This is a genomic window from Falsihalocynthiibacter arcticus (genome assembly GCF_000812665.2).
GTDB classification, from domain to species: Bacteria; Pseudomonadota; Alphaproteobacteria; order Rhodobacterales; family Rhodobacteraceae; genus Falsihalocynthiibacter; species Falsihalocynthiibacter arcticus.
In genome coordinates, this window is sequence record NZ_CP014327.1 from 2,033,053 (window position 1) to 2,048,428 (window position 15,376).

A 15,376-nucleotide genomic window follows, 5' to 3' on the forward strand; every position below is an offset into this window, starting at 1 on the left:
TCTTTCTCAATTGCTGTTGTTGTGAGTTGGATTGCGGTCGACGACTGTCAGGCCAACCGTGTCGATGTTGCCAGCGATGCCTTTAAGCCGCGACCCGGCCGCCTGCACGGCACGCAGATAGTCCACCACGTCCTGACGGATCACTTCGCCGGGCTGGAGAAGCGCCGAACCCGGCGGGTAAGCAGACACCGGCTGTGCCGCGATCATTCCGACCGCTTCGTCGGGTAACGCCTGACGGTGGCGAGATAGCTGGGCCTCGTGCAGAGGCATGACTGTCGTGCCGATCTGTTCTGGCGGTGGGCAAAGCTTGGGGACCGGCTGGCCAATACGGCCACCTCGCTCGATGATCTCGCCCAAATCGCTGACGATCTCAGGCCATGCCTCAACGTGTTGCGATCCGAAGAGGAACAGCAGGGAACTCAGTGTCGCCTTTTCTAGGTCCTTGCCGTAGTGCGCAGCAAAGGCTTCGAGAATGTCGTACCCCAGCAAGCCGGTCCCACGCACGTCGATCAGGATGTGGGTCGGATCGACGATAATGCCCGGGCCCAGATGCTCGGGGCGAACCAGTGAAACGCCGGGCAACGCATCCAGAGCTTCGGCAAAGGATTGCGCCTCGTGCTGTAGCTGTTTGGCCAGAGACTGTCCTTCGGGGGCCAGCCACCTGCTCACCGTCTGTTCAACCATGCAATACAACAGGAACGGCGGCGACGTGGAAATCAGGCCGATATCTGCAAAGCGCATGAACTCGGCGGCCAGCGCTTCGTCGTTGAATAGTGCGACTGACATGCCGGACAAGCCGATACCCGATTTGTGTAGCGACATGACACCAGCGTGAGCTGCCGTCACCATGGTTTCAGGGAAGCCCGCGTCTGACAACAGTCCCTGCAATGCGCCCCATGCAGCGTCGACTATCAGCCGTGCGCCGTGATCGTCGCAAACGCGGCGCAACGCGGCGATGTCCCCGATCATAAACCCGTCATAGGATGGGTTGGTGATCCAAACCGCTTGGACGGTTTTGGCGGCGGTCAGAGCAGCATCCAGAACCTCAGGCGAAAGCGGCCTGCGCAGTTGAACGTCCTGGTCAAAGGGCTGGTTGAGGTAACTGACTTGGCGTACGTGGGCGAGGGTCAGGCCGCCCGTCACGCTGGCATGACAGCCGCGATCCACCAGAACATGGGCGTCGGGTCCACAAATCGTCCCGATTGCTAGCGCCAAGACGATGTTGTTCAGACTGGAGCCATGCGGCGTGATGATCGCGCGCTCAACATTATAGCACTGGGCGACCAATTCGGACAAAGCCCGAATAGGGCCGTCGCCCCGGCCCATCACATCGTCAATGTCGGGATTTGACATCGAATTGTCGAGCGCATTCAACATCTGGGTGATTGCGCCGATCACTTCATCGCTTAGCGAAGCGGCGTCGTGGCCCGCCATAAGACGGGCCATCAGCGGACGATCAGATAGATGTTCGGCCAGGTCCTGTGCCATTTTGCCGAGGTTCGAGATCGGTTTCATATTATTCATTTTCGTTGTCCTCTCCGGTGTAGGTATCAGGCGCTCGGCTTGGTGCAGGGTGCGACGCTGGGGGTGCACAGACGCATGTCGGCAAGGCCGCGCATGAAAACCTGCGACAACCAGTTGCTTCGATTGGCGCGGACCTTCCCCATGTGGCGAGCCAGTCCGCGACCGCTGCCACGGGGAAACGGAATCGTCTCGGCAGTGAATTCCGTGTTTTCCCGCGTTTGGTTCGGTTCATTCATTGATGAGTTGGTCATCGAATTGAGTGTCCCATGGCGCGGCTTGCTGGAAGGGTGGTTTGACATTGCGCATTTCTCCTTGATCAGGGTGGATCTGTTGAGGCAGTCGCATTGGCGACAACGACGTTTTGAAGGAGAACACGCCAAGGAAGCAAAACGCTTGCCTCTAAACTGGGCCGGTTCAGCGCGGCCTTTTTGGCGCTTCGAGCAAGCCGCTTTATGGCTTTACGTAAAGCCGTAAAGCCGACTACGTTAATTAGTCAGATGGTTTACAAAAGAGAGTTATCTTCGCATGGGTGACAAGAAGATCGATGCTTTACAGAGAATTAATCTGATCCACTGGCACAATCTCTCGTGCCCGGATGGCAGCAGCAAATCCGTCAGGCCGTGGAAAAAGATGATGGCCAACGAAACCGGCGTTAGCCAACCCACCATAGCAAATCTCGTCAAAGCCCCTCTGTTCAACCATGGAAAGGGCTTTAGTCCTAAAACGCTCGAGCAACTTTTTGAGCCAAGTGATGAAGCATTTCTTGCCATTCTGGGCTTCAACTCTGAAGCCGACCCCGAACTCACCTCGCCATCTAAGACGAATCAGGCAATTCTGACTAAAGGGGGGCGTGTCGGGAGCCAGGATGACTATGTGGATCTCTGCATCGAATATGGGGTCGCGATCAACGGTAATCTGAAAGAGGCTGCGCAAGAACGGGCACAGCAACGTCTTGAAGGCGACAGAAACAAAGCCGGCCGTTGGCGCAGTGATGATGACGCTTATTGGTTCGAATTGAATTCGGCTAAACATAGGGGCACTGACCCTCCGGTTCCGATGCATCACAGCGAAATTCAGGCGGTCTCTGAATTATTTGAGGAGATGACAAAAAATGCGCGAACGTCTCGGACAACCCTGATCCTTTCGCCTCCTTACACTGGGGTCACGCATGCACTTCGCCGCCTGCTGCCAACAACCCCAAGCTTTGAGAGTTTCTATGGCGGCGGAGTCCATCACCTTCACATTGGCGCACTAGAATACCACTACACTGCCCGAGATCGTCTCCGGAAGCATATCCTCAATGAGACTGAGGAGCAGGGGGAGGGGCAAAATTCAGGCAAACTAGACGATCGATATATCAACCTTCCAGTCGAGACGAAGATCGCTAGACATCTACATTCTACAAACCAGCTGCTAATCATCCACGGTGCTTCAGCCATCCCAAACCAGGCGAAGCAATTTATCAGGAAACTATCCGAAGAAATTGGCAAAATTTCGGAATCTGGCCCCTATAAGAGAGTGTCTAGGCTTGTTCTCACCACTTGGGAATCGATGTACATGGACCTCGTCGGCTATCAGCAATGCATCAATTTTTTTTATAGACCCAGCATTGAGAAGGACGATGCCGTCGCGTATTTTAACAAGTCTCTTGCCCACTATCGGATCGTGCGCGGCACGGTATCAAATACGAAGAGCCGTGCCGGTCCGAGGGCTGAGAACGCCATCCAGAAGCGTGCTGGATATCACTACAGCGGAAAATCAGCATCGTTTACCGAATTTCCGAGCTCAGTTCGTTACCGGGCCTTCTGTGCGAGCGATTACATGAACCCGTCGCCCTTCGATCCTACACAAGGGATATGGAGCCGGGCAGATTCGGCTTGGCGCGGGGCAATCCCGGAAATTTCCGATTGTGTGACTGATATTCAATCTGACCTGCGTAACTACTCAGATCGTGAATTGGAGGATGACCTGCTGGCCCTGCGGGCGGTTTCAACTGGGCTCTTCTTCTTATCGTCCAAGATGATCAAAAAACTGTCAATCAGCCCTATATCGAAATCCGCAGCCCAAGGCATAAAGATCACCGAACACCTTATGGAAAAGTATGTCGATGACATCACCGAAGAACCGGGTGCTGACTTCCAGCGATACACGTCCCCGCTTCTTGTCAGATCCATTATTCAGGACGACTGGATGCGCCATGATAATGGTCTTTCCAGATACAAGATACATGAGGGTCTCGGTGAAATCTTGCACGAGATGGCCTCAACGAACGATGCAGTGTCCGAAGAGGATCATCGGCATGAGGAAGTACCTTACGAATACCCTTGGGGCGACGGTAAGGTAGTTCTCGCTCTTGAATCGATCCGGCATTTTTCCCGGGCGGCGGCCTCAGCTCCGCCCTCAAGGAAGGCAAGCATCATTCGAAGAGCGCTAAACACCTATGACTCACTTTTGGAGGACGGGACATTCTCGGATCAGGATGGCAACGAAAGCCGCAGAAGTGCTGGCTACCTAAGTCGTTCTCATGGTCTACATGCTATGAAGTACGAGGCGCTTTGCCTGCTGTCCGCAGATGGGCGGGGAAAAGAAGCCCCGATTGGCACTAGTGAGAAAGAGCAGCACATCTTTTTCAGAGAACTTGGCATCACCTTAACACGCATGCTTTACCCAGACGATGCGATCAACGCCTTTGATCGTTGCCTGAAACTTACTGCAGTCTCGAATTTTGATCAGTCCTATGTGTTGGCTCACGCGGTTTCCGCCAGCATTCTTCGCGGGGATCTCGAAATGGCCGCCGACTATTATAGGCAAGCCAGGGTAAGCGAAGCGCAAGAGGAGGACGCAGAACAACGCGAGAAGATTCGGGCTCGAAACGACGCTCGTTCGGCGATCATTGCCTTGGCATCCGGTAGGCGCGGGCATGCGCGCAGCTTATGGGACGCTATCGCTGAGGAAGGTATCACACCTTTCCATGGAGATCGTGCGACGAGCTATTTCGACGCCCATTTGGCATCACCGATCACCTTGAATCGAGACCGGGCCTTATCGGACAAACTCTGGTCTTCTATCGAGCGCGCCTCTCATGTGGCTCTCGACCATGGATTTGAACATGAACGTCTGAGCATTGATATTCGTAAGGCCACATTTGCTCGTATTCTTGGATATCCGTCGACGGCAGAGGCGATCCTTGATCATGTCGGGCTGGACCTTGCGAAGCACAGTGGTTCCGAGATTCTTTTTAGAGAGTTCCAACTGGCAAGTGCCGAAACACTGCGCGCCCTGAAGCGCCCGCGATATGCTTTTGTCGCTTATGCGTGGCCAGCCTTCCAGTCGCTTAAAAGCAGGAGCACTAAATCCCTCATTAGAAAAGCGAGAAACCTATGCACAAAACTCATTAGCGATATGAACGTCGTCAAAAACGAACTGGAGCCCGCCGTCGTATCAAATAAGTTCCGCGTCGAGATTGAAAGGTTCGCTGATGGAATTCACTACCCGCTGTTTTCCGTAGACCTTTTGCCGTTGAATGACGACATAGAAAAGTATTTTATGTATCTTGCAGATCCTGAACGACGGTTGGAGTATAGGGTGCTTTTGAGAGATTGATTTCTGGAGGCCGCCATTTTCAAAGATCGAATGCTTGTCAGGGTGCGCTTCTTGAGCAAATTTGAGTTTTCGAGAGTGAGAGGGGCAGACGGGCATTCATACGCGTTGCTGCATCCGGTTGAGTCTGCACGACTTCTGTCGTTAGCTGCGATTTGAGCTAAGGTCCGGATTGCTTTGTTGCTCTGGACAGCTTGGCGTTTCAGACAGGTTATCTTCATAAAGCGCAGCCTGCGTGTCGCCGTTATCCCACCGATACAGCAAGCCGACTTCAACGCTAGTTTTGATGCACGTAATGCGGCCGATGGCTTCGGCTGCTGTGCGGATATTTTCAAATTCGGGCACAACTAGCCCCTCTCGTTAAACAATTCCTTGGGATCGACGTCGAGAGCATCCGCGATCCGCTCCAGAACATCGATTGACGCTGAATTTTTGGCGAGCTCGATCTCGCTGATATAGCTGCGATCCACTTCAGCAGCTAAAGCTAGTTGTTCTTGGCTCAATCCTTTGGAATTTCTTAGATTCCGGACATTTAACCCTACTCGATCCCGTAATTTCATGGCCTGTATTCGGCCAGATCACAGGAATTGCTCTACGGAATATATTCCACAAAACGCGCGCGAGCATCACAAAGTGTATGCTCGCATATGGTGTGAAGGGGGAAGTTGAGTGAAACTAATCAATATTATTGTAATGTAGTCGGAAGGTATCTATTGAAATGTCGCTCAAAATCATCCGCAACTGGCTTAGCGGCCTAGCCCTAGCTTTGATTTCCGGCACCGCTCCGCAAGCCGCAAAGGCCTATCAAGTTGATTGTGCCATTCTGCTTTGCCTTGCTGGTGGATGGCCAGCTTCAGCAGAATGTGCGCATGCCCGTGCCGTGTTCATCAGGCGGATCACGCCTTGGCCGATCGAGCCGCCGTTGCAAATTTGGCGATGTCCGATTGGTGTGGCGGAACTGGGTCCTCTTCAAAGCACGGTTCCTCGTGTTTGGCAGACAAGTGTTCAGGCCGACGTGGGTTTTGCTCAGGTCATCCTGGCTCAGGTCGTGGAGGGTCGTGCTGATGTCGATATTAGCGGCTTGGAGTTCGATTTCGTGCGTTCGATCCGCGTTTGGGACGTGCGCCACTATAGCCATCGTGAACGTGGGCGCGACGAAGATTGCTCTGAAAGCCACAACATGAGGCTAGGGACCTATGGCACCCAGGGCGAGTTTGGGTGGCAGCGCACCATGCCTGCGGCCGCCCCTCAATGGGTTCTGCCATCGCGTCGTTGCTTTTCGTCAAATTGGCGGCGAGGGGTTGGCGTCGAATGGGAAGATCACGAAGGCAACCACGGATATGAGTGGGTGGCCTATTGAGGCTCGTCCCCGATGTCCTTCATGCGCTCGGCGATATCACCAGCAATGCGCTCATATAAGGTAGCTTGTTTGTCTCTGGCCGAACCCGGTTTGGGATTTCGACGACGGATTCTTTTGGCTAGCCAAAACAACATCCTAGCAGCTGGATCGGAGGTCGCATCCGGTTCTGCTGCAGGATATTTTTCTTCCAGTGCCACAACGATTTCCTGAGACAGGCTGCGCCTGTTCATCGTGGCATGCGTTTCCAACCGCTTTTTGAGCGCGGCGGGGAGCAACAGTTTAAATTGGAGCAAGGCTTCATCTTTCATAATTGCATGATGGACAATATTTGTCCCCAATGATATGGACATTTTGTGTCCCTTTGTCGAGGTGTAAATATGAAAACAACCCAGTTCAAACTTAACCTGCCAGCGGACGTGAAGGTCTGGCTGGAAGAGGAGGCGGTGAGGAACCTGCGCTCGCAGGGGTCGCAAGTCGTGTCCTGCCTACGGGCGGCGATGTCGCGACAAGAGACGCTCCGCGAGGGGGCTGAGAAATGAGCCTGAGCCATATTCAACTGATTCCGACGCCGGAACTGGCGCTCTTGTTCGGGTACAATGAACCAAGCGCGTCATTCTACGATTTCTGCCGCCGGACGGGCATAGCCCCCGTACCTGGACGACGGGGTTGGTATGATCCGAAACTCATTCGGGCGCGATTGGACGCTGTTCAGGGCATAAGCGCCGCCGAGCGAGAGGCGGCTACGCAACCGAGCCTTGTTGCCCAGCGGAGAGCGCGCCATGCCCAGAGGTAACCTACCCAAAGGGGTTCACCGTGTCCGACGCAAAGTCGTATCTGGTGTTCGATATCATTTTTACGCGTGGCGAGGTGGTCCTAAGTTTTGGGAAGGGACAGAGCCAAACCCCAAAGAGCCAGAATTTTTCCATGCCTTTTCACAGTGTGGCATGCCGATCAGTCCTGCCGAATATCTGACGACCCATTTGGTCGATGATTTTCTCTCCAGTGCGTCCTTGCCCAAAGCCGAACGCTCCAAAGCAGATATTAGAAAGTGGTTGGAATTTTTTCGCGAGGAGTTCGGGGCGGATCCCGTTGCAATGTTCGAAGAGCGCGCTTCAAGGGGCGAAGTTAACAATTGGCGCAAGAAATGGCTTCATTCGCCCAAGCAGCACGACATGGCAGGCACACATGCGACTCGCGTTTTGAATTGGGCGGTGGAGGAGGGGAAGCTCAAAGAGCACCACTGCCATAAGCTCAAGAAGCTCTATCAATCGAACCGGACCGAAATCATTTGGACGAGCGGTGATTTCGCACAGTTCAAAAAACATGCGCCCGAGTGGGTCCAGCGGATTCTGACTGCAGGTTGCGAAACTGGTTTACGGGCGGCTGATCTTGTTCAGGTGCAGATGGATCAGTTCGAAGATACCCCGCACGGCAAACGACTTCGCTTTCGCACTAGTAAGCGTGGGCAAATCGCATTCATCCCAGCCACTGCAGCACTTGAAAAATTGATCGCTGAAACGCCAGAACATCAGGAAATGCTGCTTGTTTCTGAGTTGGGGAGGCCGCTAACGGCTCGCTGGGCATCGAACCAGATCACGAAGTGGCGGCGCGAAGCGCAGATACCTCCGTGGATTGATGGGCGTGAAAAAACTCTTTCCGATACACGAGGGACAGCTGCGACAAGATTGCTGAATGCAGATCTGTCTTTGCGTCAAATAGCTGTCCTGATGGGGTGGTCCGTACGCTACGCCGCGCAGGTTATCGAACATTATGCGCAGGTTAGCCCGGACGAAAGCGATGCAGTTTTGCGCAAGCTCAATCGGGCAAAATCACTGTCTCTAGACACGAAAATGTAAACGCCCCTGTAAACGGTGGGCCCCAAGCATGGGAAGGAATACTCTAAGTGGTTGATTTTGTTTGGAGGCGAGTAGGAGAATCGAACTCCTGTACACGGATTTGCAATCCGCTGCGTAACCACTCCGCCAACTCGCCGCCGTGGTGGTCTTGGACGCTATTTAGGGGGGATTGTGGTGCGTATCAAGTGCTCTTTTGCGCGCCCTTCGCAATATCGCCCTGTGAAACGCAGCGCTGTCGAAAATAAGAGACATTCCGCATCATTGTGTGGAGAGGGTGTCTTGCCCAGCGCGGCGATCTGTGGCAAGACGGTTTAAACGAAACTAGACGAACGAGTTTAGTCCATGACTAATTTTATGACCCGCCGCACAATGATGGTTGATACGCAAGTTCGCCCGTCGGATGTAACGAAATTCCCAATTATTGCAGCTATGCTGGATGTCGAACGCGAGAAATACGTGCCAGAGGGGTTGCGCCAAGCAGCTTATCTGGACGGTAATCTGTCGCTCGGCGTGGGCCGTGTCGTGTTTGAACCACGTACCATGGGGAAATTGTTGGACGCCTTGGATGTGCGCAAGGATGACCTCATTCTCGATATCGGCTGTGGCCTTGGATACTCGGCAGCGTTGCTGGCGCGCCTCGGGGATACTGTGGTTGCAGTTGAAAGCGATGAAACACAAGCCGAGGAGGCGCAGCGCGCGTTGTCGGAAAACGGTGTTGATAACGCGGCTGTCGTGGCTGGCGCGCTTGAACTGGGCGACGCAAAGCACGGTCCTTATGATGTGATCGTTATCGAAGGTGGCGTTGAGATTATTCCCGAAGCTTTGACGGCGCAACTCAAAGACGGTGGCCGTATTGCCGCGCTCTTTATGGAGGGCGCGTTAGGCGAGGTTCGTATCGGCGTACGTCACGGTGCAAACATCAACTGGCGTCGGGCGTTCAATGCTTCCGCACCGGTTTTGGCAGGCTTTCAGCACAAGCAAGAGTTTGTTTTGTAGGCTCCTTTTGGCGGCTAACAAGAAAAATACAACCAAAGGGCAGCAAGCCCGGCACAATTTTGGAGCGTGGTATGAGTGGGCAGAAAATGAAAAAGGTGATCGGGTTCACGGTCGCGATTCTCATGTCTTCTACAATTGCCAGTCGTGCCGAGACATTGGCCGACGCCCTTGTTTCCGCCTATAATAATAGTGGACTGCTAGAACAAAATCGGGCGCTTTTACGGGCTGCGGATGAGGATGTTGCGCAATCGGTTGCGGCATTGCGCCCCACGTTGTCCTATATTGCGTCCATTGATTATGCGTATTCCGATCTAGAACGTCCCATTCTTGGCGGGTACGATCAGGGGCTTGGGGCGGGTTTAAACCTCGTCGCAGAAATGACCCTCTATGATTTCGGCCGCAATAAATTGGCGGTTGAAGCCTCAAAAGAATCGGTGCTCGCGGCGCGCGAAAACTTGATTGGTATCGAACAACAAGTGCTCTTTAACGCGGTTAACGCATTTTTATCCCTTTCAGAAGATCTTGAATTTGTTGATCTTCGCCAGAACAACCTTCGGGTTATTGGGCAAGAGCTCAAGGCCGCTCAGGATCGTTTTGAAGTGGGCGAAGTGACGCGCACGGATGTTTCGAACGCCGAAGCTCGCTTGGCTGCGGCGCAGGCTGGTTTGGCTGAAGCCAAGGGTGAAGTGGCCGTATCGCGAGAAGTTTATAATTCCGCGATTGGCCATTATCCTACGACTTTGGCCAGCCCTCCTCGGGCCCCCAAAGTCGCGAGTTCTCTTGACGCTGCGCGGGACGTGGCGCTTAGAAATCATCCGGATTTGAAAGCCGTTCAGCGCACGATTAAAGTCGCCGAGTTGAACGAAGAGCGGGCCGAACGGTTGAAATACCCCACGTTAAATGGCACGGCACGTGCCGGAATGATTGGTGAATGGGACGAGTACGATAGCACAAGCGCGGCTATTTCTCTTGATCTCTCGGGCCCGATTTATCAAGGTGGCCGTCTTCCTTCTCTCGCGCGGCAAGCGCTTGCCGCGGTTCAAGCTGAGCGGGCCCAACTTCATTTGGTGAGCCTTGCGGTGCAACAAAATGTTGGTACGGCATGGGCGAGGTTGTTGGTTTCAGAAGCAAGTCTGTCATCACGGCAAGCGCAGGTCGTCGCGGCGCAATCCGCCTTTGATGGCACACGCGAAGAGGCCGCCTTGGGCGCGCGCACTACATTGGATGTTTTGAACGCCGAGCAAGAAGTCTTGGATGCGAAGGCGGATGTGATCGTGGCGAATACAATACGCTATCTTGCCGACTATGCTTTGCTGGCTCAAATGGGGTTGCTAACCGCAGAGCACTTGAAGCTTAAGGTCCAAATCTATGACCCTTCGGTCTATTACAACGCTGTCGAAAATGCGCCCTCTGGGTATAGTAAGCAGGGCAAGGCGCTGGACCGTGTCCTCAAAGGCTTGGGAAAAGAGTAGAATTGGCGCTATCTGTTGTGAAAATTTGCGAAAACGGGTAAACTCTTTCATGAGGCGATAGCAGGTAATTCATGTCCGACCCAGTTGCAAATATTGAAATTGAGGACGTTTTGTCGTCCATTAGACGCTTGTTCAAAGAGGACCGTCGGCACGAGAATGTTGCCGAGGAAATCCCCGAGAAACAAGGCGTTTCAGCGGCCCTACCACAAGAAGGCAGTGATGATCGCCTTGTGTTGATACCCGCTTTTCGGGTTGATCCAAATCGCGAGAAGAGGGCTGCAGAAGCCTTTGATCCTGAACTCGAATCGTTGATTGATGCGCCCGTCAACGGCGCTGATTCTGTGGATAAGCCGCCAAAAGCTTCGGTGACGCGCTTGCATCTTCTCCCTGATGAGGCTCCCAAGGAAAACCTTGAGGTTTTGGTTCTTGGGGCATGGCAAAAAACCTTAGACGAGACCCCTCAAGAAAATACGCCAAACGAAGCAGTCGAAAGCCTCGTTCAACAGTCGCTTAAAACCCAAGTTGAAGCTGAATCTGAGATGGCAGCGCAAGTTGACGCCATTTCTGCTTCCCTGATCCGCCAGTCCTCGCTCAAAGCGACCATCGCTGAGCTAGAGGCCGCAATTTCCAAGCAGGGAAGCGTGTTTGAGCCTGATGGAAGCGAGGAAGTTGGGTCTATTCCCGAAAATGAACCGCTTCAGTGGCAAGATGCGGATGCTCGCACCAAGCTTGAAGCGCTGGTTGCCGAGCCTGAAGTCATCGAGCTTGATGCGGGGCCACAAGAGGTCGATCCTGACTTTGTGCGGCGTCACGCGGCACCCGTGGGCGTGGATGATTTTGAAGAAGACGAGGATCCTGCACCAAATTTCGCTCATTCCGAACCTGATGATCTCCAAGAGGCTTTGGATCGCGATTTCGGGGTCAATGATCTGCCCATCGACGAAGACGCGCTCAGGGATTTGGTGTCGGAGATTGTCCGCCAAGAGTTGCAGGGCGCTTTGGGCGAGCGCATTACCCGCAATGTGCGCAAATTGGTCCGGCGTGAAATTCATCGGATTATCTCAAGCCAAGAGTTCGAATGAGCTAAACCTCGTCCGCGAGGTCCAGAATTTTTGCCAGATCCATGTGCATTTCTAAATGCGCAGCAAGCGCGTCGAGCGTTTTTTCCACATCCGCAGTGTGATCGCGCATCTCAACTGGTGCGCCAAGTTGCCTCAAATAGGCCGCTCGAAACGCGTCTGAAGCAAAAATGCCATGCAGATAGCATCCCTGAACCCGCCCCCGCGCGGCCCCTTCGGCCCGTCCGTCAATTTCCAGCCACGCAAACGCGCAATCTGGCCCGTTGGTTTCCCCGATATGAATTTCATACCCTTCAACCGCGCAGCCGCTTTCGATGTGAGTCGCTTTGGTTAATGCCACGCGCTTTTCAGGCTTCATATGGGTGGTGATGTCGAGGTGGCCGAGGCCTTCGGCGCGGGAGGGTGTGCCTTCGATTCCGTCCTCGTCGACAATTTCTTTTCCCAACATTTGATAGCCGCCGCAAATGCCCAGAACCGCCCCGAGCGCCGGATATGTGCGGCCAAATCAATGTCCCATCCTTGGGCGCGAAAGAACGCGAGATCGGCAATGGTGGATTTCGTGCCGGGTATCAAAATCAGGTCAGCATCGGCGGGCAGGGGGCGTCCAGCCTCGATTATCTCAACTGTAACTGAGGGTTCCGCAACCAAAGGATCAAGATCGTCGAAATTCGCAATGCGCGACAGGCGCGGCACGGCGATTTTGAACGCGCCGCCCTTACGGGTCGCAATATCCATCACATCCTCGGCGGGCAGACGCCACGCGCCCTCAAACCACGGCACAACCCCAAACGAAGGCCAGCCGGTGCGGCTTTCGATCGCCGTCACACCCGCGTCAAACAGGCTGGGATCCCCGCGAAATTTATTCACCGCAAACCCTTTGATCCGCGCCGAATCTGCAGTCGATAGAACAACCTTCGTCCCGACAATTTGCGCAATAACTCCACCGCGGTCGATGTCGCCGATCAAAATAACCGGAACCGAAGCCGCTTCGGCGAAACCCATGTTGGCAATGTCGCCGTCGCGCAGGTTAATTTCCGCAGGGCTACCCGCCCCTTCAACCAGAACCAAATCACAGGACGCGGCTAGGCGATGAAAGCTTTCAAGCACCGCAGGCAGAAGTTGCGCCTTGGCGCGCCCATAATTGCGGGCCTTCATGGTGGCAAATTTCTTGCCTTGAACCACAACTTGCGCGCCAGTATCGGACTCGGGCTTGAGCAAGACGGGGTTCATATCAATGATGGGGGGCGTGTTGCACGCCATAGCCTGAAGCGCTTGCGCGCGGCCAATCTCGCCACCATCCAGCGTCACGGCGGCATTGTTGGACATGTTTTGCGGCTTAAACGGGCGCACGATCAACCCGCGTCGCGTGAAGGCACGGGCAAGCCCCGCGACAAGCATCGACTTGCCGACGTTAGAGCCAGCCCCTTGAATCATGATTGCTTTGGCCAAATCTGTCCCCAAAAATTCTTTGTCTTAGAAACACCAAATCAGGCAGCATGTGCAACGTTTTTAACCTAAAAACGCAAAACGCGCCCTTATGGGCGCGCTCAGCAAAACTGGTAGTCAAAGCCTTAAGCGGCTTCAGCCTGTTGATTACGACGGTCGCTTTCTTCACGAGAAAGAGCAACAGAAGTCCGAACACCATTGGACACAAAGCTCATCAAGCCTGTGACAACGCGTTCGTTTGGATCGATACCCGCGCAGGACAAAACCTCGCGGCCATCACGTGAACGTGCCCAGCGAGCAATTTGCTCAGGACCATTCCCGTATTTCTTATCGTCTGCAATCGCATCATCCAACGCAGCCAAAACAACAGCCGCGAAAAGCTTTCGCGAGCGGTTCCCTTGTTCGTGGTTGAAAGCGGTGCCATCAACGAAATCAGCCATTTGGGCATCCCCTTTTTAATATTGCACTTGTACTTTTGAGCGTCCGGCGAATATGACGGTTTTTTGACGATTCGGTATTTCTCATTTGGAATACCAGATATGCGCTCCACGCATAGCTTTATTTCAATAAACATCGATATAGTCGCCTTGTCAGCCATCCTTGGCCAATATATAGGTACACCATTGTTTACATCAACCCTCCGAGACGAGAATTACCATGCCAAAAATAAACGGAAACGAAATTCGCCCCGGAAATGTGCTTGATCACAACGAGGGTTTGTGGGTTGCCGTAAAGGTAGATCACGTAAAGCCAGGAAAAGGTGGAGCTTTCGCGCAAGTGGAACTCAAGAACCTGCGTAACGGTTCCAAGCTGAACGAGCGTTTCCGCAGCGCCGATAAGGTCGAGCGTGTTCGTCTTGAGCAAAAAGATCAGCAGTTTCTCTATGAAAACGACGGAATGTTGGTGTTCATGGACGTTGAAACCTTCGATCAAATCGAATTGCCCTCGGATTTGCTCGGCGAACGTCGCCCGTTCTTGCAAGACGGCATGACGGTTGTCATCGAATTCTATGACGAAGAAGCCTTGAACGCCCGCGTCCCACAAAAGGTAATTTGCGAAATCGTCGAGACCGAGCCTGTTGTCAAAGGCCAGACCGCCGCGAATTCCTTTAAACCTGCGATCTTGGACAACGGCATCAAAATCATGGTGCCGCCGTTCGTTGGACAGGGCGAAAACGTTGTCGTCGACACCGTTGCCATGGAATATTCCGAACGCGCGTCCTAACGCTTGTTCCAATCGCGCCCCTCGTCAGGGGGCGCGTTACCCTATGATGTCGCGTTATAGGTCAGGGTCGCCGTACCCGCCTGCATTTCCCCAATCGCCCGATCAAACCGCAGATAGGCAATGGCGCGTCCATCGGCTTGAGAATACAGTGTTCCGACCGTCTTGCCCTCGCGGGTGATCTCTGTGCCAATGGGGGCCGCGCCGTCAATCGAAACCGTTGCCAAGCCTTTGCGCAGCTCGGTTTTATGCTTCATCCGCGCTGTGACCTCTTGGCCGACATAACAGCCCTTTTTGAAATCCACACCGTTGAAGCGCTCGAATCCGGCTTCAAGGATATACGTGTCAGGGGTCAACTCAATGCTCGTCTCAGGGATGCAATGAGCCACTCGCTGCGCCGTGAGGTCCGCCGCAGCCTGCACCCCCGTCCCGTAGGACCGCCAGCCAAGATCCACATGGCGCGGGTCGGCAACCGCTCCCTCTGGCGCCGCGCCAAACCCGTTGGAAACCTTGAGGTCACTAGGCGAAATCTGCACGTCAGCGCGCAATTTATACATGCTCAAACGTTGCACCACCGCATCTGCTATTTGCGAATTTACGTCCAGCAAAATATCATCCACCCGCACCATCAAAAAGAAATCCGCGAGGTATTTCCCCTGTGGCGTCAGCAGCGCCGTATAAATCAGCCCACCCCGCGCCACATCGTTGGTCACCAGCCCCTGCAGAAACTCCACACGGTCGGCTCCCGAAATTGTAAAAATCTTGCGATCGGCTTGCGACATATTCCGCTCCTCATTCTGGACCTTATTCAATATAGGTGAT

General features: G+C 53.9%; 16 protein-coding genes, 1 tRNA gene and 1 pseudogene. 9 read left to right on the forward strand and 9 right to left on the reverse strand.

Annotated elements, in window-relative coordinates; genetic code table 11:
- Positions 1 to 6 precede the first annotated feature (6 nt).
- A complete protein-coding gene (locus RC74_RS10110) occupies positions 7 to 1,524 on the reverse strand; it encodes an aminotransferase class I/II-fold pyridoxal phosphate-dependent enzyme (RefSeq protein WP_039004608.1) in 1,518 nt (505 codons plus the stop codon).
- Positions 1,525 to 1,550: 26 nt separating this feature from the next.
- Positions 1,551 to 1,823, reverse strand: a complete 273-nt coding sequence (locus RC74_RS22150) for a hypothetical protein (protein WP_156477443.1) — start codon at positions 1,821 to 1,823, stop codon at positions 1,551 to 1,553.
- Positions 1,824 to 2,049: 226 nt separating this feature from the next.
- On the opposite strand from RC74_RS22150, the gene RC74_RS10120 reads away from it, so the two are divergent.
- Positions 2,050 to 5,127 (forward strand): hypothetical protein, encoded by a 3,078-nt coding sequence (locus RC74_RS10120; protein WP_039004610.1) that lies wholly within the window; start codon positions 2,050 to 2,052, stop codon positions 5,125 to 5,127.
- A 141-nt stretch (positions 5,128 to 5,268) separates the two neighbouring features.
- On the opposite strand, the gene RC74_RS10125 is transcribed toward RC74_RS10120, so the two are convergent.
- Together RC74_RS10125 and RC74_RS10130 are read right to left on the reverse strand one after the other, a co-directional pair.
- Positions 5,269 to 5,469, reverse strand: a complete 201-nt coding sequence (locus tag RC74_RS10125) for a hypothetical protein (RefSeq protein ID WP_039004611.1) — start codon at positions 5,467 to 5,469, stop codon at positions 5,269 to 5,271.
- 2 nt (positions 5,470 to 5,471) lie between these two features.
- Positions 5,472 to 5,627: a helix-turn-helix domain-containing protein gene (locus RC74_RS10130; RefSeq protein ID WP_236940058.1), complete on the reverse strand. Its 156-nt coding sequence runs from the start codon at positions 5,625 to 5,627 to the stop codon at positions 5,472 to 5,474.
- A 215-nt stretch (positions 5,628 to 5,842) separates the two neighbouring features.
- On the opposite strand from RC74_RS10130, the gene RC74_RS10135 reads away from it, so the two are divergent.
- Positions 5,843 to 6,484, forward strand: a complete 642-nt coding sequence (locus RC74_RS10135) for a hypothetical protein (RefSeq protein ID WP_039004614.1) — start codon at positions 5,843 to 5,845, stop codon at positions 6,482 to 6,484.
- Here the strand turns inward: RC74_RS10135 and RC74_RS10140 are convergent.
- The gene (locus RC74_RS10140; RefSeq protein ID WP_156477444.1) at positions 6,478 to 6,792 is read right to left on the reverse strand and encodes a hypothetical protein; all 315 of its coding nucleotides are present in this window, start codon (positions 6,790 to 6,792) and stop codon (positions 6,478 to 6,480) included. The two genes, RC74_RS10135 and RC74_RS10140, sit on opposite strands and share 7 nt — an antisense overlap.
- Positions 6,793 to 6,861: 69 nt before the next feature.
- Here RC74_RS10140 and RC74_RS22155 point away from each other — a divergent pair, with 69 nt between their 5' ends.
- The 3 genes from RC74_RS22155 to RC74_RS10150 are packed head-to-tail and all read left to right on the forward strand — an operon-like array spanning position 6,862 to position 8,340.
- Positions 6,862 to 7,023 (forward strand): Arc domain-containing protein, encoded by a 162-nt coding sequence (locus RC74_RS22155; RefSeq protein WP_156477445.1) that lies wholly within the window; start codon positions 6,862 to 6,864, stop codon positions 7,021 to 7,023.
- On the forward strand, positions 7,020 to 7,277 hold the full coding sequence (locus RC74_RS10145; protein WP_039004616.1) for a hypothetical protein: 258 nt from the start codon (positions 7,020 to 7,022) through the stop codon (positions 7,275 to 7,277). Before RC74_RS22155 ends, RC74_RS10145 begins: the two co-directional genes overlap by 4 nt.
- Positions 7,264 to 8,340 carry a tyrosine-type recombinase/integrase gene (locus RC74_RS10150; protein WP_082802244.1) on the forward strand — a complete coding sequence of 359 codons (1,077 nt, stop codon included), beginning with the start codon at positions 7,264 to 7,266 and terminating at the stop codon, positions 8,338 to 8,340. The genes RC74_RS10145 and RC74_RS10150 overlap by 14 nt, the downstream gene beginning before the upstream one ends.
- A 62-nt stretch (positions 8,341 to 8,402) precedes the next feature.
- Here the strand turns inward: RC74_RS10150 and RC74_RS10155 are convergent.
- Positions 8,403 to 8,476: transfer RNA gene (locus tag RC74_RS10155), tRNA-Cys, on the reverse strand.
- 206 nt (positions 8,477 to 8,682) lie between these two features.
- Here RC74_RS10155 and RC74_RS10160 point away from each other — a divergent pair.
- The 3 genes from RC74_RS10160 (at position 8,683) to RC74_RS10170 (ending at position 11,890) form a co-directional block, all read left to right on the forward strand.
- A complete protein-coding gene (locus RC74_RS10160) occupies positions 8,683 to 9,336 on the forward strand; it encodes a protein-L-isoaspartate O-methyltransferase family protein (RefSeq protein ID WP_039004617.1) in 654 nt (217 codons plus the stop codon).
- Positions 9,337 to 9,407: 71 nt separating this feature from the next.
- Positions 9,408 to 10,808 (forward strand): TolC family outer membrane protein, encoded by a 1,401-nt coding sequence (locus RC74_RS10165; RefSeq protein WP_156477446.1) that lies wholly within the window; start codon positions 9,408 to 9,410, stop codon positions 10,806 to 10,808.
- A 71-nt stretch (positions 10,809 to 10,879) separates the two neighbouring features.
- Complete coding sequence (locus tag RC74_RS10170; RefSeq protein WP_039004618.1) at positions 10,880 to 11,890, forward strand: hypothetical protein; 1,011 nt, start codon at positions 10,880 to 10,882, stop codon at positions 11,888 to 11,890.
- A 1-nt stretch (position 11,891) separates the two neighbouring features.
- Here the strand turns inward: RC74_RS10170 and RC74_RS10175 are convergent.
- Positions 11,892 to 13,336 (reverse strand): annotated as a pseudogene (locus tag RC74_RS10175) (cobyric acid synthase).
- 122 nt (positions 13,337 to 13,458) lie between these two features.
- Positions 13,459 to 13,773 (reverse strand): DUF6280 family protein, encoded by a 315-nt coding sequence (locus RC74_RS10180; RefSeq protein ID WP_039004620.1) that lies wholly within the window; start codon positions 13,771 to 13,773, stop codon positions 13,459 to 13,461.
- 217 nt (positions 13,774 to 13,990) lie between these two features.
- On the opposite strand from RC74_RS10180, the gene efp reads away from it, so the two are divergent.
- A complete protein-coding gene (gene efp, locus RC74_RS10185) occupies positions 13,991 to 14,557 on the forward strand; it encodes an elongation factor P (RefSeq protein ID WP_039004621.1) in 567 nt (188 codons plus the stop codon).
- A gap of 41 nt (positions 14,558 to 14,598) precedes the next feature.
- Here efp and ygfZ read toward each other — a convergent pair whose 3' ends face one another.
- Positions 14,599 to 15,336: a CAF17-like 4Fe-4S cluster assembly/insertion protein YgfZ gene (ygfZ, locus tag RC74_RS10190; protein ID WP_039004622.1), complete on the reverse strand. Its 738-nt coding sequence runs from the start codon at positions 15,334 to 15,336 to the stop codon at positions 14,599 to 14,601.
- Between the last annotated feature and the right edge of the window lie 40 nt (positions 15,337 to 15,376).